Source organism: Saccharibacillus endophyticus, assembly GCF_013185185.1.
GTDB classification, from domain to species: domain Bacteria; phylum Bacillota; class Bacilli; order Paenibacillales; family Paenibacillaceae; genus Saccharibacillus; species Saccharibacillus endophyticus.
Window position 1 is genome coordinate 739,286 of sequence record NZ_JAAZWE010000002.1, and the last position, 22,495, is coordinate 761,780.

At 52.1% G+C, this 22,495-nt stretch carries 22 protein-coding genes and 6 tRNA genes; 8 read left to right on the top strand and 20 right to left on the bottom strand.

What is annotated here, in order from left to right; all coding sequences use genetic code 11:
- Nucleotides 1–125: 125 nt before the first annotated feature.
- The gene (locus tag HRQ63_RS09180; protein WP_172242242.1) at nt 126–548 is read right to left on the bottom strand and encodes an organic hydroperoxide resistance protein; all 423 of its coding nucleotides are present in this window, start codon (nt 546–548) and stop codon (nt 126–128) included.
- A 169-nt stretch (nt 549–717) separates the two neighbouring features.
- Between HRQ63_RS09180 and HRQ63_RS09185 the strand changes: the two genes are divergently transcribed.
- Complete coding sequence (locus HRQ63_RS09185; protein ID WP_172242245.1) at nt 718–1,197, top strand: glutathione peroxidase; 480 nt, start codon at nt 718–720, stop codon at nt 1,195–1,197.
- 102 nt (nt 1,198–1,299) lie between these two features.
- Here HRQ63_RS09185 and HRQ63_RS09190 read toward each other — a convergent pair.
- Nucleotides 1,300–1,382: transfer RNA gene (locus HRQ63_RS09190), tRNA-Leu, on the bottom strand.
- A 290-nt stretch (nt 1,383–1,672) separates the two neighbouring features.
- Here HRQ63_RS09190 and HRQ63_RS09195 point away from each other — a divergent pair.
- Nucleotides 1,673–2,323 carry an urease accessory protein UreF gene (locus HRQ63_RS09195; RefSeq protein WP_172242248.1) on the top strand — a complete coding sequence of 217 codons (651 nt, stop codon included), beginning with the start codon at nt 1,673–1,675 and terminating at the stop codon, nt 2,321–2,323.
- Between the two features lie 158 nt (nt 2,324–2,481).
- On the opposite strand, the gene HRQ63_RS09200 is transcribed toward HRQ63_RS09195, so the two are convergent.
- Entirely contained in the window at nt 2,482–2,868 is a 387-nt protein-coding gene (locus HRQ63_RS09200; RefSeq protein ID WP_172242251.1) for a helix-turn-helix domain-containing protein, read from the bottom strand.
- A 170-nt stretch (nt 2,869–3,038) separates the two neighbouring features.
- Between HRQ63_RS09200 and HRQ63_RS09205 the strand changes: the two genes are divergently transcribed.
- A complete protein-coding gene (locus HRQ63_RS09205) occupies nt 3,039–3,299 on the top strand; it encodes a hypothetical protein (RefSeq protein WP_172242254.1) in 261 nt (86 codons plus the stop codon).
- A 308-nt stretch (nt 3,300–3,607) separates the two neighbouring features.
- Here the strand turns inward: HRQ63_RS09205 and HRQ63_RS09210 are convergent.
- From HRQ63_RS09210 to HRQ63_RS09235, 6 genes are all read right to left on the bottom strand, one after another.
- Nucleotides 3,608–3,690 (bottom strand) — tRNA-Leu (locus HRQ63_RS09210).
- Nucleotides 3,691–3,751: 61 nt separating this feature from the next.
- Nucleotides 3,752–3,827 (bottom strand) — tRNA-Lys (locus HRQ63_RS09215).
- Between the two features lie 4 nt (nt 3,828–3,831).
- A tRNA-Glu gene (locus HRQ63_RS09220) sits at nt 3,832–3,903 on the bottom strand.
- Between the two features lie 202 nt (nt 3,904–4,105).
- Nucleotides 4,106–4,197 (bottom strand) — tRNA-Ser (locus HRQ63_RS09225).
- Between the two features lie 7 nt (nt 4,198–4,204).
- Nucleotides 4,205–4,280, bottom strand: a tRNA-Asn gene (locus tag HRQ63_RS09230).
- 408 nt (nt 4,281–4,688) lie between these two features.
- On the bottom strand, nt 4,689–5,174 hold the full coding sequence (locus HRQ63_RS09235) for a SprT family protein (protein ID WP_172243429.1): 486 nt from the start codon (nt 5,172–5,174) through the stop codon (nt 4,689–4,691).
- 142 nt (nt 5,175–5,316) lie between these two features.
- On the opposite strand from HRQ63_RS09235, the gene HRQ63_RS09240 reads away from it, so the two are divergent.
- Together HRQ63_RS09240 and HRQ63_RS09245 are read left to right on the top strand one after the other, a co-directional pair.
- On the top strand, nt 5,317–6,810 hold the full coding sequence (locus HRQ63_RS09240) for a serine hydrolase domain-containing protein (RefSeq protein WP_172242257.1): 1,494 nt from the start codon (nt 5,317–5,319) through the stop codon (nt 6,808–6,810).
- A gap of 99 nt (nt 6,811–6,909) precedes the next feature.
- Nucleotides 6,910–7,362, top strand: coding sequence for a hypothetical protein (locus tag HRQ63_RS09245; protein WP_172242260.1), 453 nt, complete (start codon nt 6,910–6,912; stop codon nt 7,360–7,362).
- A gap of 101 nt (nt 7,363–7,463) precedes the next feature.
- Here HRQ63_RS09245 and HRQ63_RS09250 read toward each other — a convergent pair whose 3' ends face one another.
- The 8 genes from HRQ63_RS09250 to HRQ63_RS09285 all read right to left on the bottom strand — a co-directional run bounded on the left by HRQ63_RS09250 (nt 7,464) and on the right by HRQ63_RS09285 (nt 15,787).
- Nucleotides 7,464–9,674: a Tex family protein gene (locus tag HRQ63_RS09250; RefSeq protein ID WP_371873204.1), complete on the bottom strand. Its 2,211-nt coding sequence runs from the start codon at nt 9,672–9,674 to the stop codon at nt 7,464–7,466.
- Nucleotides 9,675–9,783: 109 nt separating this feature from the next.
- Nucleotides 9,784–10,710, bottom strand: a complete 927-nt coding sequence (locus tag HRQ63_RS09255) for a THUMP domain-containing class I SAM-dependent methyltransferase (protein ID WP_172242263.1) — start codon at nt 10,708–10,710, stop codon at nt 9,784–9,786.
- An 81-nt stretch (nt 10,711–10,791) separates the two neighbouring features.
- Nucleotides 10,792–11,718 carry an L-serine ammonia-lyase, iron-sulfur-dependent, subunit alpha gene (gene sdaAA, locus HRQ63_RS09260; protein WP_172242266.1) on the bottom strand — a complete coding sequence of 309 codons (927 nt, stop codon included), beginning with the start codon at nt 11,716–11,718 and terminating at the stop codon, nt 10,792–10,794.
- A complete protein-coding gene (sdaAB, locus tag HRQ63_RS09265) occupies nt 11,715–12,404 on the bottom strand; it encodes an L-serine ammonia-lyase, iron-sulfur-dependent subunit beta (protein WP_172242269.1) in 690 nt (229 codons plus the stop codon). Before sdaAB ends, sdaAA begins: the two co-directional genes overlap by 4 nt.
- Nucleotides 12,405–12,781: 377 nt before the next feature.
- Nucleotides 12,782–13,132, bottom strand: a complete 351-nt coding sequence (locus HRQ63_RS09270; RefSeq protein ID WP_018975909.1) for a type II toxin-antitoxin system PemK/MazF family toxin — start codon at nt 13,130–13,132, stop codon at nt 12,782–12,784.
- Nucleotides 13,133–13,135: 3 nt separating this feature from the next.
- A complete protein-coding gene (locus tag HRQ63_RS09275; RefSeq protein ID WP_018975910.1) occupies nt 13,136–13,417 on the bottom strand; it encodes a CopG family ribbon-helix-helix protein in 282 nt (93 codons plus the stop codon).
- 147 nt (nt 13,418–13,564) lie between these two features.
- Complete coding sequence (gene alr, locus HRQ63_RS09280; protein WP_172242272.1) at nt 13,565–14,788, bottom strand: alanine racemase; 1,224 nt, start codon at nt 14,786–14,788, stop codon at nt 13,565–13,567.
- A gap of 435 nt (nt 14,789–15,223) precedes the next feature.
- A complete protein-coding gene (locus HRQ63_RS09285; protein ID WP_172242275.1) occupies nt 15,224–15,787 on the bottom strand; it encodes a GbsR/MarR family transcriptional regulator in 564 nt (187 codons plus the stop codon).
- A 685-nt stretch (nt 15,788–16,472) separates the two neighbouring features.
- On the opposite strand from HRQ63_RS09285, the gene HRQ63_RS09290 reads away from it, so the two are divergent.
- Genes HRQ63_RS09290 through HRQ63_RS09300 form a run of 3 tightly spaced genes read left to right on the top strand, consistent with a single transcriptional unit; the run spans nt 16,473 to nt 19,460 of the window.
- The gene (locus HRQ63_RS09290; protein ID WP_172242278.1) at nt 16,473–17,693 is read left to right on the top strand and encodes a quaternary amine ABC transporter ATP-binding protein; all 1,221 of its coding nucleotides are present in this window, start codon (nt 16,473–16,475) and stop codon (nt 17,691–17,693) included.
- Nucleotides 17,668–18,534 carry an ABC transporter permease gene (locus tag HRQ63_RS09295; RefSeq protein ID WP_280529295.1) on the top strand — a complete coding sequence of 289 codons (867 nt, stop codon included), beginning with the start codon at nt 17,668–17,670 and terminating at the stop codon, nt 18,532–18,534. Before HRQ63_RS09290 ends, HRQ63_RS09295 begins: the two co-directional genes overlap by 26 nt.
- The gene (locus HRQ63_RS09300; protein ID WP_172242281.1) at nt 18,534–19,460 is read left to right on the top strand and encodes a glycine betaine ABC transporter substrate-binding protein; all 927 of its coding nucleotides are present in this window, start codon (nt 18,534–18,536) and stop codon (nt 19,458–19,460) included. The genes HRQ63_RS09295 and HRQ63_RS09300 overlap by 1 nt, the downstream gene beginning before the upstream one ends.
- Before the next feature lie 543 nt (nt 19,461–20,003).
- Here the strand turns inward: HRQ63_RS09300 and HRQ63_RS09305 are convergent.
- The 3 genes from HRQ63_RS09305 to HRQ63_RS09315 form a co-directional block, all read right to left on the bottom strand.
- Nucleotides 20,004–20,645, bottom strand: a complete 642-nt coding sequence (locus tag HRQ63_RS09305; protein WP_172242284.1) for an NAD(P)-dependent oxidoreductase — start codon at nt 20,643–20,645, stop codon at nt 20,004–20,006.
- A gap of 201 nt (nt 20,646–20,846) precedes the next feature.
- The gene (locus tag HRQ63_RS09310) at nt 20,847–21,812 is read right to left on the bottom strand and encodes a 3'-5' exoribonuclease YhaM family protein (RefSeq protein WP_172242287.1); all 966 of its coding nucleotides are present in this window, start codon (nt 21,810–21,812) and stop codon (nt 20,847–20,849) included.
- Between the two features lie 334 nt (nt 21,813–22,146).
- The gene (locus tag HRQ63_RS09315; protein ID WP_172242290.1) at nt 22,147–22,383 is read right to left on the bottom strand and encodes a YkuS family protein; all 237 of its coding nucleotides are present in this window, start codon (nt 22,381–22,383) and stop codon (nt 22,147–22,149) included.
- Nucleotides 22,384–22,495 lie beyond the last annotated feature (112 nt).

Consider the following 22,495-nt stretch of genomic DNA (forward strand, 5'->3'; position numbering starts at 1 on the left):
CGTGCTTATATAGCTTAATGAATTTCACTCTTTGTGTCAACCGCGCAGAAACCCATTTATTGATGAAAAAAGGCCGGAAATTCCCCTGGTTAAGGAGAGCTTCCGGCCTTTGAAAAAAAACGAATTCAGATCACGCTTAACTCCACATCGATATTGCCTTGCGTCGCTTTGGAATACGGGCAAAAAGCATGCGCTTTTTCCACCAATTCTTTCGCCTTATCCGGATCGAGTCCGGGAATGCGCACTTCCAGTTTTCCCGCGAGTTTAAAGCCGCCGTCCGACTCGTCTTTGCCGATATGGATATGGCAGGTCACTTCCGTGTCCGGAATATCGATTTTTTCTTTGCGGGCAATGTTGGACAGAGCGCTTTCGAAGCATGCACTGTAGCCGGCCGCAAACAATTCCTCCGGGTTCGTGCCCGTACCGCCGCCTCCGCCGAGTCCTTTCGGTACGGAAAGCTGCAAGTTCAGCGCACCGTCCGCCGATTCGACCACGCCGCTTCTTCCGCCTCTGCGTGCTGTTGCTGTTGCTGTATACAATGCGTCCATGTATCATTCACTCCTTATATGGAATTTGAGCCATAGCCCGTTTGCCAAACTACCTAATCTATAAAGCAAACGAAGCCGAATGAAACGAAAAAAGCGATTTGCAAAGCTCGATTAAATTGTTTACAATCAAAAAGAGAGTAATCATTTTCTTCGAGGAGGAATTTTGATCATGTCCGTTTACGAATACGAAGCTCGCACTTCCGCAGGAAACGAAGTGAAGCTGTCCGACTATCAGGGTAAGGTTGTCCTGGTCGTGAATACGGCAAGCAAATGCGGATTCACGCCGCAATTCCAAGGCCTGCAAGAGCTGTACGACAAGTACCACGATCGCGGTCTGGAAATCTTGGGCTTCCCGAGCAACCAATTTAAAGAGCAAGATCCGGGCAGCAACGAAGAGATTTTGGAGTTTTGCCAACTGAACTACGGCGTAAAATTCCCGATGTTCGAAAAAGTCGACGTCAAAGGCGAAAACGCGCATCCGTTGTTCCGCTACCTGAGCGACGAAGCGCCGGGGCTCATGGGCTCCAAATCCGTGAAATGGAATTTCACCAAGTTCCTGATCGACAGAGACGGCAAACCCGTTAAACGATTTGCTCCGCAGACTTCTCCGGACCAGCTCGAAAAGGATATCGAAAAACTGCTCGGTTAATGAGTAAAAGCCTGCCGTCTATACGGCGGGCTTTATTTGTATAGACATTAAAAACAAGAAACCGGAAAGTCCCATAATGGAACTTTCCGGTTTCTTTTCGTATGCGGTAGAGAGGACTCGAACCTCCACGGGTATACACCCACTACCCCCTCAAGATAGCGTGTCTGCCATTCCACCACTACCGCATATCAATGAATTGAGTCAACTTCTATATTATACTTTCTTTCAAGCATGCAGTCAACCTATTTTTTCGAATTCATTATTTATGTGATTTTATATAACATAATGAGATAACTTAATTTACATAAATTAAAGAAAATCTGATATTTCCGCAATAAACCTTGACCTTTTTCTAAAAACCATGTAAGAATGAAGCCAGAAGTCTTTTTAAAAGCGAAAAAAACTAAAAACATAACATTCATATAACACAAATCTAATTCACTTTAAATACTTTAAATCCAAGGAGGTACGGCACATGCATAGCGGACAAAAGTTACTTAACTACATGACCCTGCTCGAATCGTCGTCCCCGTCACCTATCGGCTGCATCAAGGAAGACCTGAACGGCAAGCAGCTCAATTGCACCGAAGCTTTTGAAGAAGTCATGCGTTCGTACATTCACCCTAGACTGACGCATATTGAGGGTCGCGCAATTGAAGATATCTACACTGCTCTGCAAAGGGGGGACTACGAGACCGTATTCCGGATTGATCGTAATCTCCGAACACGCACAAGCCCGAACGAGATCGACGCCGAAATGCGGCGCGCCGGGCGCAAGCTGCTCAAGCTATCAAAGTCCCTTTACCCCTGGATGAACTTCACCCCCATCATCGAAGCCCTACAGGCCGAAAAAGCTTTCGGGTGCCCGGCAATCTTCTATGCCTGGATCAACTTTCAATTGGAGATTGAGTGTAAGGAAGCTGTTCCGGCTTATCTCTACCACCATACAACGGCTTATGTGGAGCATTGCTCGCGATTGCTCCATCTTGACGATGTCACTCGCCGCAAAGTATTGATTCGCATGATCGACGACGTATCTGAACGCTGGTTGCACACGCGCCAACCGAGCCTCCCTTCCTTCATATCCGAAACAGCGTACGAATCACCTATTCAAAAAACGCTTTGAAGCTAAATGCTTCAAAGCGTTTTTTTGCGCAATTCCGTCATAGTAGCTTGTCTCGGATTAATGAATGGTTTCGCCCGCTTGAAACGCACTAGAACCACGCGCGTTTCAAACGAACATAAACCTGCAATTTATTCAAGACAAGCTACTGGGACGACGCCTTATGTAGATGTTCCGCCCGGCCCTTCGTCTGATGCTTTCCGTTCGCGCCGATAAGCCACAAATTCCAGATACTCACGCACAAATGCCTGTTCTTCCGCAGAAAGCTCATCATTCTGGCAATTCAATTGCCTCGAATCTTCAAAAAAATAACGGTTTCCCGCTTCTTTAACCGATTCCGGCTGCCATTCTTTACCTGTCATCAACCAATCCAGACTCACGGAAAAGAAAGCCGCAATCTCGATCAATTTGTGCGTACTCGGCGTGGATTTTCCTCTGCGCCAATCTCCAAGATTCCCCGCACTGATACTCAGGCGTTCACCGAACGCCTTTTTCGTCATGCCGCTGCTTTTGATCAATTGTTCAATCCGAGCGTAAATCGACTGCAAAACACCATCCCCTTCAAAACCGTTTCCACTCCAATATTACGTAATAACGCAACATTACATTGAAAGTTTACGTATTTGCGTATATAATTGGTTTTATGGTAAATGATCCCTCATTCGTCTCTAATCGATTATAATTCATCTTTTTGCGCATGAACAGGAGGAGCGCTACGTTGCAAAGAAAAAAACCGATCACCCCATTCGGATGGGAAATCAAACGGCGCTTGGCCGAACTTGAGATGGACCAGAAGACGTTTTGCGAACTTTACGATATCCCGCCTTCCCGCCTATCCAACCTCATTAACGGAAGCCGCAAAGCCGCAAGGTACCGCAAACAAGTCTCGACCCTGCTCGGTCTCTCCGATTCGCCAAATCTTTCGTTATTTACCGAAGAGGAATCCCGGAGCGCAGAAACAGCCGGAACAGGGAGGTAAACCATGAAGAATCCAAAATTAGTTCATCGAGTTTCCAATCCCGAAAAAACAAATGTACGACCATGGAACTCCGTTTGCGCCAGTTGCGACCGCGTACATTCTCTCAAAGGCTGGCATAAGCCAGCCCCGGGCGAGCTTAACCATTCTCAGATCACCCACGATATTTGCCCGGACTGCATTCGCCAACTATATCCCTCATATGCGCACATTGCAGATCAGCTCGTTACCCAAGCTTCAGCACACGATCGACGTCGATATTTGTAAAACAAAAAACGCAGACTCCATAGAGAGTCTGCGTTTTTATTCGATGCGGTAGAGAGGACTCGAACCTCCACGGGTATACACCCACTACCCCCTCAAGATAGCGTGTCTGCCATTCCACCACTACCGCATATTTGAATGATCCGTCTCGCGAATCTCAATCACCATTTCATTCTGAGGAGAAAAAGAAATGGTGAGCCATGAAGGACTCGAACCTTCGACACCCTGATTAAAAGTCAGGTGCTCTACCAACTGAGCTAATGGCTCAAAGTGACCCGTAGGGGATTCGAACCCCTGTTACCTCCGTGAAAGGGAGGTGTCTTAACCCCTTGACCAACGGGCCTTAATATCTTGCGGCTCAGCGTTTCTCAACTGAGCACAAGTAAGAGTATAGCAAATATTCAATCTATAATGCAAGTGTTTTTTTATTTTAATTTCATTTTATTTTTCACGCCGATCTTCCGTCTTCAAAACAAACAAAAAGAGGAACCTACTCAGGTTCCTCGCTCATTTACGTATATAAACCACTTTGTTTAAAACAGAAATGGCGGAGAGAGAGGGATTCGAACCCTCGCACCGCTAACGCAGTCTAACCCCTTAGCAGAGGGTCCCCTTATAGCCACTTGGGTATCTCTCCATAAAAATGGCTCCCCGAACAGGACTCGAACCTGTGACAACTCGATTAACAGTCGAGTGCTCTACCAACTGAGCTATCAGGGAACATTGTTTAGCGTTGAATGTTGGCTAACGTTTCAACAAGAAATAATATACCATGCTAGGTTTTTTTCGTCAACCTTATTTCGAAAAAATGTGCAAAATAAAAAGAACCCTCATCACCTCCGGTGAAATTCGGGTTCTTATGACGTCCTTTACGCGCGATTTGATTCAAGATATCCTGCTTTGTTTTCGTTCTGCGCGTGCGCATGTCGACTGCCGCAAAAGGACTTCTCCATTCCGTTACATCCGCCTTGCCTTCTCTGACTCGTTTATCCCGCATTTTTCTGGATGCCGATTTGGCCATGTGCGAAACCTCCCTCATTATTCAAAAAAAAGATATTCGCCCACGCAAGCGCGAGCTTCTTCTATTATATCGGATTTCAAAAGAAAAAAGCGAAATATCGCCAAACTTTAAGCTCCGCCGCCGTCAGCGCTCTCTTTGAATTCTTCCAGACGAAGCTTGCCCGCACAACGCCCGCAGCGATAACGCGAAGCATCCATTCGACGCTTGCGTTTGTACTCCATGCCGCAATCACAGCAGATCAACTTGTATTTGAACGGCAGCGTCCGCTTCACCTTGTCGGGAAGTGCTTGGCAATAACGGCTCCCGCCTACTTTTGCCAATAAAAGCTTGAAGTCGGCGTCCCGGTGGCGGTAACCCCGACCCGCAATATGCAAGTGGTAATGACAAAGCTCATGCTTGATAATTCCCTCCACCGCTTCGATGCCATGCGCCTCAAGCTGGTGCGGGTTAATCTCGATATGGTGGGACCGAAGCGCGTAACGCCCTCCCGTCGACCTCAATCTTCCGTTGAAGAAAGCCCGATGCCGGAACGGTATGCCGAAGTGTTCAAGCGACACGTTTTCGATCCATTGTTGAAGTTCTGCGTCTGTCATGTTTGGTTTAGCTTGCACACCCATCCCTCTTTCTATGCGTCCTTATATTGAATTGTAACTTGAGATTGGACTACACTGTCAAGGAAAGGCTATGCGTATATCCGCTAATCGATCAAATCTATTTCTTTGGAGGAACTTATTTATGCCATCAACGAAACTACCAAGACGCCGCCCGGAAGAAGCCGGTGTCGACCCGCAGGGCATTATCGACTTTCTGGACGCCGCAGCCGAGCAAAAATTCGATCTGAGAAGCTTCATGCTGCTGCGTCGAGGCGAGGTGCTTGCCGAAGGCTGGTGGGGCCCGCACTCTTCCGAAGATCGCCATGCCATGTATTCGGTCAGCAAAAGCTTTACGTCGACCGCAATCGGCATGGCCGTCGACGAAGGACTGCTTACAGTCGAAGATAAAGTCGCCGATCTGCTTCCCCAACTGATGCCGACCGATCCTCACCCGAATTTGTTGAAAATGACCGTACACGATCTATTAGTCATGGGCACGGGCCATAAGCAAGATCCGCTTGAAAAAGCACGCCCGAACCCGGAGTCCGATTGGGCCCGAATCTTTTTGGCCGCCGAAGTCGAAAACGTTCCGGGCAGCACCTTCTCGTACAGCAGCGGCGCGACCTACATGCTGTCCGTGATCCTGCAGACGTTAACCGGAGAAAAAGTCGTCGACTACCTGGAATCCCGATTATTCGCCCCGTTAGGCATCAAGCACAAAACCTGGCAGGAAAGTCCGCAAGGCTATACGACCGGCGGCTGGGGACTCAAGCTTTCCAGCGAAGACCTTGCCAAGTTCGGACAGTTCTATCTGCAAAAAGGAATATGGGACGGGCAGCGGTTGGTGTCGGAAAAATGGGTGGATCTCGCTTCATCGAAACGTATCGATAACGGAGATGACCCCCACGGAGATTGGGGACAAGGATATGGATACCAGTTTTGGGTCTGCCGACACAACGCTTACCGCGCCGACGGAGCGTACGGACAGTTCTGCCTCGTGCTTCCCGATCAGGAAGCCGTCGTTGTGCTGACTTCCGCGATCTCGCGTACCAAAGAACTGCTGGACGAAGTCTGGAACCATCTATTGCCTGCTATGCAGGATCATCCTCTAACGGTCGGAGAAGCGGGCGACGAAGCGGCCAAACGATTGAGCGAGCTGCAAAATTTGCCTGAGCCGGCCGGAGAAACCGCGACGGATGAATCTTGGTCGGGTCGCACGTATCGTTTGAGCGAAGATTCCAATGAAGGAGCCAAGCTTAGGGCAGTACGTTTCACCGCAAATGAAGATCTTTCTATTCGGATCGAGGCTTGGATGAGTCCGAACAGCGCAAGTACATCTTCGGACGAGTTTAACATTTCGCTCCTCAGCGGCGCAGGCGAATGGCAGAAGAATGAATCTCCGGTACCGCCGGGCGCACCGGGCTTCGCTCCGGATACAGGTGCGGCTTATGCCTGGAATAGCCGACGTCCGGACGGTTCGGTACGTTTGGCGATCCGCTTCGCCGAAGAACCGATTCTTTTGGATTGGACATTGGTTTTTGACGGCGACAAGCTGCAATTGAAGGAACACGGCAATGCCGAGCTGAACGAGAAAGAGACGCAGCTGATCGGAACAGCCGAAAATCCAAGCGAATAACCAATATCTTTCCTAAAACTTTTTATTCGAGCAAACCGTTCTTTCCTATAGAAGCCTTCTTCATTTCTTATTCGCGGAAAGGACGGTATTTCACTAAAAATGAATAAAACTTCCAAAATTCTTATTACCGCCGGTTGTTCGCTTCTCCTGGCCGCAGGCACCCTTTCGTTTCTTACTTTCGACGCAGACGCCGAGCCTGAGATTTCCGTTTCCGAAAAAACAGAACCGGCTCAACGTTGGGCGGAGGCTTGGAAAGCGCGGGACGGTTCAGTACGCACCTCAATCATGAGTGCCGACATGTTGACGGATTTCCGCAAGACCCAACTCCAGGAGAACGGAGACGCCGACAGTACGGTTATTCGTTGGTCCGGCCCGCGGGTGACCGATTATAACCTGACACTCAAAGGCGAAGGCATCCAGATCGATTATACGTATACCGATTCCACGGAAACGGAATATTCAAGCAGCGAATTTTTGGGTTTTTCGCTGCGGCAAGGAACTCCGGCCGTATCGGCGTTCGAATCGTTAACCGAGCTGGGAATCAAGCCGTAACAGCCCCTATCATACGCAAAAGAGCGTTCCGGAATTCAATCTCCGGAACGCTCTTTCCTTTGTTGCGCCCATGATTCGCAATGGATCGCAATCTCCAAAACTCAGCCGTTCTCTACCGGTCCGCGCATGGTCAGACCTACGCGGCCTTTTTTCAGATCCGCATTCAGTACCCAGACCGTCACCGTATCTCCGACGGACACGACATCCATCGGATGCTTGACGAATTTCGAACTGAGCTGCGAAATATGCACGAGGCCGTCGCTTTTGATGCCGATATCCACGAACGCGCCGAAGTCGATCACGTTGCGCACCGTGCCTTGAAGCTCCATGCCCGGCTTCAAGTCTTCGATCTTCAGGACATCCGTACGGAAGATCGGAGCCGGAAGCTCTTCGCGCGGGTCGCGACCCGGACGCTGCAAGCTTTCGATGATGTCGCGCAATGTCGGCAGGCCCACTTCAAGCTTGTCCGCAAGCGCCTGAGCGTCAGCCGCTTCCAGCGCCGAGGTCATCGCCGCCGTGCCCAGATCCGTTGCTTTTACGCCCAGTTCCTTGAACAAACGATCCACGACCTTGTACGACTCCGGGTGAATCGGGGTACGGTCGAGCGGATTCGTCCCTTCGATGCGCAGGAAGCCCGTACACTGCTCCAGCGTTTTCGCGCCGAGACGCGGTACTTTTTTCAACTCCGCGCGGCTTGCGAACGAACCGTTCTCTTCGCGGTATTTCACGATATTGCGAGCCGTCGTCTGATTGATGCCCGCCACATAAGACAGAAGCGACGGAGAAGCCGTATTGACGTCGACGCCGACGTGGTTAACCGCCGACTCGACGACTGCCTTCAGCTGCCCTTCAAGCTGCTTTTGCGACACGTCATGCTGATATTGACCGACGCCGATCGCTTTCGGGTCGATTTTGACCAGCTCGGCCAACGGATCTTGGACGCGGCGGGCAATCGAAGCGGCACTGCGTTCGGCGGCGTCCATATCCGGGAATTCTTCCTGCGCGACTTTCGAAGCCGAATAGACGCTGGCTCCCGCTTCGTTGACGATCAGGTAAGCCAGTTTACGTTCCTTGTAATCGCTAATCCAGTCCGCGACGAATTGCTCGGTTTCGCGCGAAGCGGTACCGTTGCCGATCACGATGAGTTCCAGATTGTATTTGTCGACCAGCTCGCGGAACTTCTCGGAAGCTTCGCGGATCTGACTGCGCGGCGGCGTCGGATACGTAACCGCTACTTCGAGCAATTTGCCCGTTTCGTCGAGAGCCGCCAGCTTGCAGCCCGTGCGGAATGCCGGATCTACGCCAAGCACGCGTTTCCCGCGTACGGGCGGCTGAAGCAGCAGGCTGCGCAGATTGCCCGCGAAAATGGAGATTGCTTGCGCGTCGCCTTTTTCCGTCAGTTCGCTGCGTACTTCACGCTCGATCGACGGCGCGATCAGACGTTTGTACGCATCTTCGGCAGCGCGCTCCAACAGCTCGTGTACGGGAGAAGTCCCTTTGATCAAACGTCTGGCAATATAACGCAGGATCGGAGCGGAGTCGGTTTCCAGCGAAACTTTCAGCACATTCTCGCGTTCTCCGCGGTTAATGGCCAAAATACGGTGAGGCGGCATTTTTTTGGCCAGCTCGCTGTATTTATAATACATCTCGTATACGGATTCCGCCGAGGCGTCTTTCGCTTCCGTCACGAGAATCGCATGATCCAACGTGTACGTCCGCACCCAAGCGCGAATCTTCGCATCGTCGGCCAGGTGTTCGGCTACGATATCGAGCGCGCCTTGAAGAGCCTCGTCGGCCGAAGCCACGCCTTTTTCCTCCGACACGTAGCGAGCCGATTCTTTGTCGATGTCGGCGCGACCCGGTTGGCTCAACAGCCATTCGGCCAGCGGTTCCAGACCTTTCTCTTTCGCTACGCTGGCACGCGTTTTGCGCTTTTGACGAAAAGGACGATACAGGTCTTCGACCTGCTGAAGCTTCGCCGACTCCAAAACGGAACGCTTCAGTTCTTCCGTCAGTTTGCCCTGCTCGTCGATGATGCGCAGCACTTCGTTTTTGCGCACGTGAAGATTACGCGCATACTGCACGTTTTCCTCGATATCGCGCAGCTGGTTTTCGTCCAGCTCTCCGGTCATTTCTTTGCGGTAACGCGCGATAAACGGTACGGTATTGCCTTCGTCAAGCAGCGATACCGCCGCTCTGACCTGTTTCCCCGCAATATTCAATGCTTCCGCCGTCCGGCGGAACATTGCTTCAATCTCGGTTCCCGTCATTTCGGACGAGCCGATTGCTGTAGTCTGTTCCAGATCCGACACAAAATCTCCCTCTTTCTGCTGCCGCTTGTTCTCCAAATCATCCATAAAAACGATGTTTTTATTATGACAGACGTTCCTTCGTTTCCGCAAACTAAAATCGCTTTTACGCTTATTCAGCCAACCAAATATACCGGGCAAAACGTCCTTTGCGCACGATACAGGATTCGATCACCGAAAAACCCGCCGCCTCGATCTCCGGGCCGATATCTTCCGTCGCTACGATTACGCCGCGTGACGCCAATCGCCGCGCGCTCGCCAACATTTCGGTTCGTTCGTCAGAAGCCAGAACGGAACACAAATTATACGGCAAATCGAGCACGAGCGCATCATAATGACCTTCCAACGTTCGCATATCCGCTACGGTTACGGTACCCGGCAGACCGAAATAGGCCAGATTTTCGCGCGCGCCGATCGCTGCCAGCGGATTCAAGTCAAAACCGTCCATCGCGATGCCCATCGACTGCGCGGCCAACAAAACCGTCCCGATGCCGCAGCATGGATCAACCGCTCGGATTCCCGCAGGTTCCGGCACCGCAATGTTCGCAATCGCTCGGGCCGTACGCGTGCCCAGCGCCGTCGAATACTGTCTCGGCTTATCATTATGCTGCAACCAGATCGATTGACTTTCCTCATAAACGCCCAACAGCCATTCCCCGTCGATGCACGCAATCCCGTATAGTCGCTGCGGATGCTTCATATCGGCTTTTCCGCGAATCTTCGAACCGATTACGCGCTCGATCCGCCGACACTCGTCGTAATCCGTGCGCAGATCCGTTTTCACGTATCGCAGTTTAAAGGTCTTTCCGTTCAGCTCCAGCTCCGCTGCCTGCCTCGCCAAGTCTTCCAGACTCTCGCCGCTCCGTTCAATCGCAAGCCTCCCGTGGATAAACGGACTTCGAGACGGATCGATTTCCCGCTCCGATTTCACATGATTCGCTTCGGGATGCGCGTTCAACAATATACGCAGTTCCATCAGACATAGCGAACGTTCATCTTCATGACAAGCATAATCGTACACATACCCATACGTCGCCATTCCAGTCTCCCCATTTCCTTTCCATCAAAAAAGGCGGAGCGCCCGGCTCTTCAGCAGCCGTCATTCGCTCCGCCTTACCTTTTATTCGACCGCCTGACCTGCCGGTTCTTCCGTTTCCGGCTCCAAAGGCTTACGGCCGCGCATCAGGTTCTCGGTCAACTTGCGGCCCGTCGGCGTCTGAGCCAACCCGCCTTGACCCGTTTCCCGGTGTCCGCTCGGCATCGCTGCCCCCACTTCAAGCATCACGCTCACCACTTCATCGGACGGGATCGCGCTGCGCACGCCTGCCAAGCCCATATCCGCCGCGGCCAATGCGTTGACCGCGCCCAGACCGTTGCGCACGATGCACGGAATCTCGACCAGACCCGCTACCGGATCGCAGATCAGTCCGAGCGTATTTTTCAAAGCCAATCCGACCGCGTGCATGGCCTTCTCGGCATCGCCGCCGCGAAGCTCGACCAGCGCACCCGCCGCCATGCCGATCGCCGAACCCACTTCGGCCTGACAGCCGCCTTCCGCTCCGGATATGAACGAGTTGTTCGCTATGACGTAGCCGATCGCGCCCGCGGCGAACAGTCCGTTGACCATATGCTCGTCGCTCCAACCGAAGCGCTCCTGCGAGCTGACGAATACGCCCGGAATGATCCCGCAGGAACCCGCCGTCGGCGTTGCGATAATCCGTCCCATCGAAGCATTCACTTCGGATACGGCGAGCGCATACGCCATCGCGCGCGAAGACGGATCGCCGGAAGACGGCGTGCCGTTTTCTACCAGGTCCAGAACTTTAACGGCATCGCCGCCGCTGAGACCGCTGCGCGATACGTTTTGCTCGCTCAACCCTCGGCGTACGGCTTCCTTCATTTTCTCATAATAATCAGACATCTGCGCCACGATCTCTTCGCGCGACGCCCCGGTCTCCGCCGCCTGCTCTTCGATCATGACTTCGGCCAGCGTTTTGTTTTCGTCCAGGCTGATTGCCGCCAATTCTTTCAGCGTCCGAAATCTCATTGATGTTCCGCCTCCTTGCTGTTCAGATTGATTACGGTCACTTCTTTAACGTCTTCGATCTCTCGCAGCTTGCCTAGCAAATCCGCATCCGGCACGGAATCCAGCTCCATGACCGTAATCGCTTCGGCGCTGCGTCCTTTGCGGTCAACGCCCATGTAGCCGATATTCGTCTTGCTTTCGCCTAACACGGTCGTCAACGAAGCGATAACGCCCGGACGGTCGTCATGCAGCACCACGATCGTCGGATACTCGCCGCTGCAGCGTACGGTAAAGCCGTTCATTTCATGAATCATCACGTTGCCGCCGCCGATCGATGCCCCGATAACCTGAGCCGTTCTTCCGTCCTTCGCAACCAGTTCCAGCTTCGCCGTGTTCGGGTGAGGAGCCAGACCTACACCCCGAACAAACGTAATTTCAATACCGCGGCGCTCCGCTTCTTCCAGTGCTTCGGCCACGCGAGAATCATCGGTCGCATATCCCAGCAAACCTCCTGCCAATGCCAGATCCGTTCCGTGTCCCCAATAGGTATCGGCAAACGAACCATAGAGAGCGATTTTGACGCTGACCGGCTCCTCGGCAAGCAGTTGTCTGGCAATCAGGCCGATTCGCACCGCTCCCGCCGTATGTGAGCTAGAAGGACCGACCATGGAAGGTCCTATAATAGAAAACACATTTTTAAAACGCATCGACAAGTTCTCCTCGCTTTATGAATCATTGTTATCTTTTCTCGACAACCTGAATATAATCGTTTGTTTTCAAGCTTTATATCGCTATTTTACACGCCGGATGCTTTTCCGTCGACTACGGCACGCTGCTTCGATGCCGCAGCGAAGTCTATTTTGCCTTCGCAGGAAAACTCCCCTATGACATGTCAAATGTTAGATTTATGTTAATTTAATTGGTTGCGTGCAGGAAATACCGAACTTTATTCCCTGCACGCAAAAAAGCGAAAAAGGAGCCGTCCATGCGAAATGCATCGCACAGTCGTGCTCCTTTTTCGTTCCGTTTGAAGTCCGTGCCCGACACCAAGCCCGAACCTATCTGCCGAACAGTGCATCCCGGATCAAAAATCGACCAGGCTCAGGCTGATCTGCAATGACTCGTCGACTCTTTTCATCGTCTCTTCGCCGAGACGCGTAATCCGGTCCGTCAAACGCTGCTTATCGATAGTTCGGATCTGTTCCAGCAGAACGACGGAATCCCGATCGAACCCGTGCGTTTTCGCATCGATCTCGACGTGGGTCGGAAGTTTGGCTTTTTGAATCTGGGCGGTAATCGCCGCGACGATGACCGTAGGGCTAAAGCGGTTGCCGATATCGTTCTGGATCACCAGAACCGGACGCACCCCGCCCTGCTCGGACCCCACCACTGGAGACAGGTCCGCAAAAAATACGTCACCGCGTTTTACAAGCAATAGTTACACCCCGCTTACTAAGCGAACCAGAGTGATGTCTGCATCTTCCTCCGCATGAAACGCTTCACAGGCCATCGACAAATTGATATGGGCCATTTCCATGTACCCTTGCTGCATCGACTCGCGGATATACCGCTTTTTACGGTCGACCAAATACTGTCTCATTGCCAGCCGAATCAGTTCACTGCGATTGGAATTTTCCAAAGCTGCGATACCATCCACTTCTTGCAGAAGATGATCAGGCAAGCTAATCATCACTCTCTTGGTGCTTTGCAAGTTCGCCACCGTTCTTCCACCCCCATGAGCTTATACCCCGTCAACGGCTCCTAAAAAAACAACCATCTATCGGGAACTGTTGAAAAAGCGTATATACGATGCGTATATCACCTGTGCTGCCACTCATTATAGCTCACAAAGTTTCATCCGTACAGCCTATTTCTTCACAATCGGCTCGGAAAAATCATAAAACCTTGTCGCAGAGGCGTTTAAAAGGGGGTTGGAGTTTTCGATAATCATGCCTTTTCGAGCATAAATTCGCGGTATCCGATGTGCGAGCATGCATACCACTTCGTAGTTGATGGTTCCCAGCTTGGCGGCAATTTCGTCGGCCGTAATGCTTTCGCCGGACTGGCTGCCGAGCAGAACAACCTCCTCGCCTGCTAGAATATCTTCCGCGTCCGCGAAAGACTTGAGCGATACCATACATTGATCCATGCAGATCGTTCCGGTAACGGGAACCCGCTTCCCTCGAACCAACACTTCGGCCTTGCCTCCGAGCATACGCGAGTAACCGTCGGCGTAACCGATCGGCAGCGTCGCGATTCGCTCGCCCGCTTCCGCCGTATAGAGCGAACCGTAACTGATTCCCATCGGCTCTTGCAGGGTCTTCACGAATACGGCACGAGTTTTGAGCGTAAGCACGGGCTTAAGGGCGACAACGGCGTGATTCACTTCGCAGGAAGGGTAAAGACCGTACAGCGCAATCCCGATTCGAACCATCTTGGGGGACAACCCCGGCATGTCGATCGCAGCGGCACTATTGCCGGTATGTATCAACGGGATATCGATCCCTTCCCGAACAAGCGCGTCGACCACGTTCCGGAATGCTTCGTACTGGGTCAACGTATAGGTTTTGTCGACTTCATCCGCTCTGGCAAAATGGGTAAAAAGCCCTTCGACTTCTATCGTGTCCACCTCGATCGCCTTCTTCGCAAAAGACACCGCGTCCGTTCCCGCCATCCGGCCCAGACGTCCCATGCCGCTGTCCACTTTGACATGAACTTTAAGCCGAGAACCTGTAGAAGCATGTTCCAGATGTCGAGCCGCTTCCAACACTTCGTCGCTAAATAAAGCCACGGTAATGTCATGTTCCCGCGCGATAACCAGTCCTTCCGGCGGCGTATAACCCAATACCAGAATCGGAAGAGTGATGCCCGCGTAACGAAGCTCCAACGCTTCATCCAGAAAAGCCACGCTCAAATAATCGGCGCCAAGGCGCTCTAATTCACGGCTGACTTCCACGGCCCCGTGTCCATAGGCATTTGCTTTGACGCAAGCCAAAAGAAGGGTCGAACGATGTAAGTGCAAACGAAAAGCCTCGTAGTTGGAGCGAAGCGCATCCAAATCCACAACGGCTTCGGTAGGACGATACTGCATGGGCAAAACAGCCACCTCTAACGTAAATTTATTAATTCCAGCGTAAACTCGCGAAGCGGGGCTGTCAATGCGGCAGACCAGTCCACACGGACGAAGAATATGGCACGAAAAGAAGGCCAGAGAACGAAATCCGCCTACAATCAACTCATTACCCTTGTCGGGTTTTTTAGAAGCGCCGCCGCGCCCCCGGTTCCAAAATTAAAGACGGGAAAAATCCTGCTTTGATGCCGGGTTCGAAAACGGCGCGCGTTTCATTCCTTCGCAAACCTGAAACTAGGACGTGTACGCAAACTCAACGACGTGCATCTTTTGCTGCCTTTTCGCCCTCTACCGCGTCACTTTCCCTCGACGTGCCCCGGCACGCCTTCGGAAAAGTTCCTTGCAGAGAACAAAAATTCAGCAAAATCTGCTTCCGTCGGAGTTTGCGTACACGCCCTACTCGGCTTCGCGCGGTACCAGGTCGAAAATCGCACCGTCTTCCATCGCATCGATCAGCCGGTCCAGCCAACGGTAATAACTGTCCGCTTGGCGAATTTTTTCACGGTCTTTTTTCAATACTTCCGCTACGAATTCACTTGTTTCCGGCGACTCCAGCATACGATCGATCTCTTTCATCGCTCTGCGGAGCGCTTGAAGGTTGCTTTCCACCGCGCGTCTCCACTCATTGGCAAAATAGTCGGTGAACGTCTGATACCAATCGTATTCCACTTCATAAAGGTCTTTTCTAGATCCTTTTTCCCAGACCTTATTAACCATATTCAAGTCAAGCAGGGTTCGCACGCCGGTACTCATGCTGGTCTTGCTCATTTGCATTTCGCTGCCCATCTCATCGAGAGTCATCGGTTTATCCGCGAAAAAAAGCAATCCGTATAGATGCCCTGTCGACAATGTGACTCCGTACAGTTCCATATTGCGGCCGACGACCTCAATGACACGTTTGCGAATGCGCTGCACAACGTCTTGTTCCTCTTCACTCCACTGCATCTGGTCCAAGCCCATGCCTGAAACCTCCTTAATCTCTTTCCGTAATCTCTTCTCTTCCATTCAAACTCGGATATATGAGTCTTCCTGTACATGTTTGCATAGATGTTTAATGCGCGTTTCTTCTATATAAAAGAATCTTTATACGATTTCGATACGCGCTTCGCTTACGCCTGCTTAGCAGCGGTAAATCTTACTGCACGCTAAAAGGCGCGCGATTAGTCATTTTTATTCTAGGAGAACGTTTGTCAATTGTAAAGATTTCAAAAAAAGAGTATTTGGGAGGATATACGAGTATTTTCGACTATAACTTTGTACAGTTTTTTCTGTACGAACTTAACGAACGGATATGAAGGTTGAAAAGAAAAAATTGCTTTGTTACAATTTAGGACGTTGGTATCACGCAGCTCGGTTGGTTCCGGGAGCCTGGCTTTTTGCCATAACGCAATCGCTATTTGCTTCCGAGCCGCTTTCTACCATTGGCGTTTACGTCGAAAGAGATGTCCAACGGGCATATGCGCAAAGCTTCGAACAACCTGCAACGCGTAAGGTTCTATCCATTTGATTGGCAAGACAAACTTTTGCAGGTCTCTCTTTTCTTCCTTTATAAGAACAGGAGATACGCTATGATGCTTTGCCCATGTGCCGTACGTCGAAAATCCTGATAGGATATTTCGTTAAACAAAAAGAAGGGGTGAACGAAATGCCGATACTCAGTATCCGTAATGTAAGCAAATTGTTCGGACCTAACGCCGCCCAGGGCGTCAAGTTGCTGGAGCAAGGTCAAAACAAACAGCAGTTAGCCAAGGAGAAACAAATCACCGTCGGCGTCAACCGGGTGAACATGGACATCGAACAAGGCGAGATCTTCGTCATCATGGGGTTGTCCGGCAGCGGCAAATCGACGCTTGTCCGCATGTTCAATCGATTGATCGATCCGAGCGCGGGACAAATTCTCGTGCACGATAAAGACATTATGAAAATGAACGCCGAACAGCTGCGTCAGGTGCGCCGCAAAACGATCAGCATGGTGTTCCAAAAGTTCGCGCTTTTCCCGCACCGCAGCGTGATCGACAACGTCGAATACGGACTGGAAGTGCAAAAAGTCGAAAAATCCAAACGCCGCGAAAAAGCGAAACAGTCGCTTGAACTGGTCGGTCTCAAAGGCTGGGAAGACAAAATGCCGGACGAACTCAGCGGCGGCATGCAGCAGCGCGTCGGTTTGGCCCGCGCGCTCGCCAACGATCCGGAAGTGCTGCTGATGGACGAAGCGTTCAGCGCGCTCGACCCGTTGATTCGCCGCGACATGCAGGACGAACTGCTCGATCTGCAAGAAAAAATGAAGAAAACGATCATTTTTATCACGCATGACCTGGACGAAGCCCTTCGCATCGGCGACCGTATCGCCTTGATGAGAGACGGCGAAGTCGTGCAGATCGGTTCCCCGGAAGAAATTCTGATGCAGCCGGCCAACGGTTATGTCGAACGCTTCGTCGAAGACGTCGATCTGTCGAAGGTGCTTACCGCTTCGCACGTCATGCGTCGTCCCGAAACGATCACGCCGGATCGCGGTCCCCGCGTTGCGCTGGAGTTGATGCGCGAACGCGGCGTGTCCAACTTGTTCGTGATCGATCGCGGCAAGCGACTGCTCGGCGCGATTACGGCCGAAGACGCTTCGCGCGCCGTTAAAGACAAATTGACGATTCAAGACATCTTGATTCCGGAATGTCCGGTTTGTCCTCCCGACAAGCTGATCGGCGAAATGTTCGAACAAAGCAGTACGTCCCCGATTCCGATTTCGGTCGTGGACGAAGAAAATCGCCTAATGGGCGTAGTGGTCAGAGGCAGCCTGCTGGGCGCGATGGCCGGAGGAGCGAATAACGAAGGGGTGAACGCAAATGCTGAACAACTTGATATCGGCTGAGATGCCGAAGCTTCCGATCGCGGATTGGGTAGATACCGCGGTCGACTGGATGAGCTTGAATCTGGAGGGGCTGTTCGAGGGCATTGCGGTCGCGATTGAAAACGTCGTGGATGCCTTTACGTGGGTCTTCATGCTGCCGCACCCCATCTTGTTTATCGTCATCTTGGCGGCTATCGCCTACTTGGCCGGTAAATGGAAACTGTCGCTGTTCACGGTACTCGGCTTTCTGCTGATTTGGAACCTCGGTTACTGGGACGCGACGATGAGCACGCTCGCGCTCGTATTAACCTCCGGCGTGATCTCGATCGTTGTCGGGATTCCGATCGGAATCTGGTGCGCGAAAAGCAAAGGCGCATCCGGCGTCATTACGCCTCTGCTGGACTTCATGCAGACGATGCCGGCGTTCGTTTACCTGCTTCCTGCCGTTACGTTCTTCAGTCTCGGCGTCGTGCCGGGCGTCATTGCATCGATTATCTTCGCGATTCCTCCGACGATCCGCATGACCAACCTGGGCATCAAGCACGTATCCGGCGAATTGGTCGAAGCCGCGGACGCGTTCGGTTCGACCGGCACGCAAAAGCTGTTCAAGGTTCAGCTTCCGCTGGCGATGCCGAACATCATGGCGGGCATCAACCAAACGATCATGCTGTCGTTGTCGATGGTCGTTATCGCATCCATGATCGGCGCGCAAGGTATCGGCGTCGAGGTCTACCGCGCCGTTACGCAGCTGCAAATCGGCAAAGGCTTCGAAGCCGGACTTGCCGTAGTCGTACTTGCTATCGTACTTGACCGTTTGTCCCAAAATATTTTCAAACCCGCACAGAAAAGGAGAAATGCATAATGAAAAAGTTTAACTTCGGAACGAAGAAATTCCTCGGAATGACAAGTCTCGCTGCTGTACTGGTACTGGGTGCCTGTTCGTCGGGCGGAGGTTCGTCCTCCAATGCGGCAGGTTCCGACGCTTCGTTGGGCGATCAAGTCGGTCACAAAATCATCGGTATCGATCCGGGAGCCGGAATCATGACGGCGACGCAAAAAGCGATTGAAGATTACGGGTTGAGCGACTGGAACCTGGTCGAAGGCTCCGGCGCGGCTATGACGGCCACGCTCGATAAAGCCATCAAAAAAGAAGAGCCGATCGTGATTACAGGCTGGACTCCGCACTGGATGTTCTCCAAATACGATCTGAAATATCTGGAAGATCCGAAAAAATCGTACGGCGAAGCCGAAGAGATTCACACTATTGCTCGTCTCGGCCTTAAAGACGATCAACCGGAAGCTTATCAATTCCTGAGCAACTTCGAATGGACCGAAGAAGAAATGGGCGAGGTGATGACTTCGATTCAAGACGGCACGCCTGAAGCTCAAGCCGCTTCCGACTTTATCGAAGCCCATCCGGACCGCGTAGCGGAATGGACAGACGGCATCACGCCGGTCGACGGCAAAGAAATCACGCTGACTTACGTCGCTTGGGACTCCGAAATCGCCAGCTTCAACGTCGTGCAGCAAATCATGCAGGACAAGCTCGGCTTCAAAGTAAAAGGCCTGCAAGTCGATGCCGGCCCGATGTGGCTGGGCGTAGCTCAAGGCGATGCCGATGCCAGCCTCGCCGCATGGCTGCCGCTGACTCACGCCGACTACTTGAGCCAGTACGAAGGCAAGATCGAAGACCTCGGCGCCAACATGACCGGCGTCAAAACCGGCCTTGTCGTTCCGGCTTACGTGGACGCGACTTCGATCGAAGATCTCGCTACTGCTGCCGAGTAACGCCGACTTGTTTTTCTCGAGAAACGACCCTCATGATGAGGGTCGTTTTTTTGTAGTTCCTATTCGTGGTAGGACAGCGGCGGGGCGGCTCCGGCAGGAGGTTCGTTTCGGTCGCGTGTTGCCTTCGGGAAGCTGGATTAGAATTTTACAAGGAATCTTCCCGAAGGCAAAGGCGAACACTTCGTTCCTACACTGAACCTCCTGCCTCCGCCTAGGCGCTGCATGCCCACTCAAAGCAACTCCAAAAAAATAGGGAGTGGAAAAACAAAAAACGCGATCTGGTTAGAGATCGCGTCGGGCCTTTATCGTTTATATTATTTTCAAAAAAGGCGCAGCCGTTTTGACAGCGCCAGCGGAGGAGGGAATTCAGTGCAGGAGCTACAGTCTTTTCGAAGAAAAGGCACTTCGGAAGCATAGGCTATAGTTCGCCTTTGAAATTGGGAAGCCTCCTTATAAAATTCCAATCAGCTTCCCAATTTCAACACGCGACCGAAACGAATTCCCTCCGGAGCGCCCCCAGCTGTCAATCGCCCTACCCGGAGCTTAGGCTTTTTCGCCCACGACGCTGAAGCGCGCGTTCACGTGTTTACCGTTTTCGATCTCGTCGACGATCGCGATCGCGTAGTCCGGGTAGCTGATGTAGCTGTCGCCTGCGGCATTGACGCTCAGCACTTCGCCTGCGGCTTGGTAGGTGCCGGTTTTTTTGCCGTCGGCGTCGAAGAAAGCGGCCGGGCTCAGGAAGGTCCATTTGATGCCTTCGGACGCTTGAAGGTCTTTCAGGTTTTGCGTCTGATTGGAAGCTGTCGGCTTGTAAAGATCCGGGAAGTCCGGCGTATCGACCAGGCGCGTCGTTTGCGCTTCGTCCACGAACAGGCTGCCCGCGCCGCCGACGACGATCAGACGGGATTCGGGAGCGCCTTTGAAGGCTTCGATCAGCGTGCGTCCGGCTTCCACGTGACCGGATTCTTGGCCCGGAGGCATGCTGATCGCGTTCACCACGGCGTCGAAGCCTTTTACGTCTTCGGCCGTCAGGCTCAGTACGTCTTTTTGCACGGCCTGCACGCCTTCTTCGTTGAACTTGGACGCGTTGCGGACGAATGCCGTGACTTCGTGGCCGCGTTCTTTCGCTTCTTTCACGATCAAGCTTCCTACTTTGCCGGTTGCGCCGATTACTGCGATTTTCATGATATAAAACCTCCATTGGTTTGGGATTGGGATGCGCCTTGCACCGGCCGGCGTTAGCGAAAGCCGGTGATCCGATCGCATCGTTCATTTGTAACCATTATAGTTACATTAGATCCATTTTGTCAACTCCCTTTTAAAAAATCAAAAAAGCAGCCTTTCCGCCAACGATTTCTTCGTCGTGAAAGACTGCTTTTTCAATTTTTACTCTTGATCTTTCGGTCCGCGATAAAGCGCTTTGCCTTCCAGCACGCGCAGCGGAATCGTCCACTCTTCGTTGTCCGGCATCATATCGAGCGCATCCTCGGCAGCTTGAAGTTTGGCATCCAACTGGTCGATATAATGCAGCGCGATCGCTTCGGCCGTCTGCGGCTGCACGGGGCTGCCCCACTCGCCTTTGTTATGATGCGCCAGTACCAAATGCTGCATCAAGATGACTTTTTCCGACGCCGGATCAAGTTCCAGCTTGATCGCCGCTTCCGTGATCCACGTCGAAGCCAAGGCCAAATGCCCGATCAGTTTGCCGGTAAAGCTATATTCGGACACGACGCCGAGCTCGGCGGTCATTTCTTCCGTTTTGGCGATATCATGCAAAATAATCCCCGCCAGCAGCATGTCCCGGTTCAGGAACGGACGCTGTTTGCAGATGAACTCGGCCAATTCCAACATACGTACCGTATGATACGCCAAGCCTGCATAAAACGCATGATGCATCCCTTTTGCCGCCGGATAATGCATCAGCTTGTCGCCGACTTTCTCGATGCAGTAATCGACGATGCGGCGCAGGTCCGTATCCGCGATTCCCGCTGCCGTTGTTTTGATCGTATACACCAAGTCGTTCGGCGGCACCGGAGCGGAGCGGATAAAGTCGGTCAGCGTGTATCCGTCGTCCGGATCGGCCGCGCGCAGCTTGGTGACTTTAAACTGCGGCTTTTCCCTGTATTTTTGCACGATTCCGCGCACTTTAACCAGCATCGGCGCGAAGAACGTTTCTTTGTCCGTCGTGCTGACATCCCACATTTTCGCCGGAATCTCGCCGCTCGCATCCGCAAGCACAAGATCGAAATAATCTTTCGGCGGCGTAGAGTTCGTTTGCTTCAAATCTGCCGACTTCAACAGGTAGAATCCCGTAATATCGTCGCCTTCGATAAATTCTTTGATCGTTTTCATTCGTTCCTCCATACGGTTCCCCTTATCTTCGACCCCTCCGGGCAAGAAGAAAAGACGAACCCGCGCTAAGCGATTGTAGTTAGGTCTTTCATTGTAGTTAGGTCATTCTGTGTAGTCAGGTCGTTCGTTTACACTTTCTTCTATTATATAGCCTAAACCCGCAGGAACAAAATACGAACATCCCCATCTTTTCAACCTGCGCGATTTTTATGTACAAAAAGCTCCGCAGCGGGCGGTCCGGATAAGCCGGAACCGTTCTGCCACGGAGCTTTATATACGGGAATGCATGCTTCGATGCTCCCGACTTTTTGCGATGCGTGTTACAAGTCGATTATTATACGCCGCTCAGGCTCTGCTCGACGCGCGCTACCACATCGTTGATCGAGAGTCCTTCAATGCTGATCACCGGAAAATCGAATTGATCGGTATTGCCGTCGTTCAACGCACGCACTACACCGAGATCGAATCCGCTGATGTTTTCGTCGCTCTCGAACAGCTGTACTTCGTATCCTTTTTCCTCAAGCGCTTCTTTCACGTCTGCAAACGGTTGTTCCACTGCAATCTTCGCCATGGTCGGCACCTCCGGTATATGGAATGATTCAGGCACACAAGCGTTCTGCGCCATCCGTCATCCATTTCCCCGTTTTGTCTGCTGCTGAAACCGAGAGAGCGGCCATATTCAT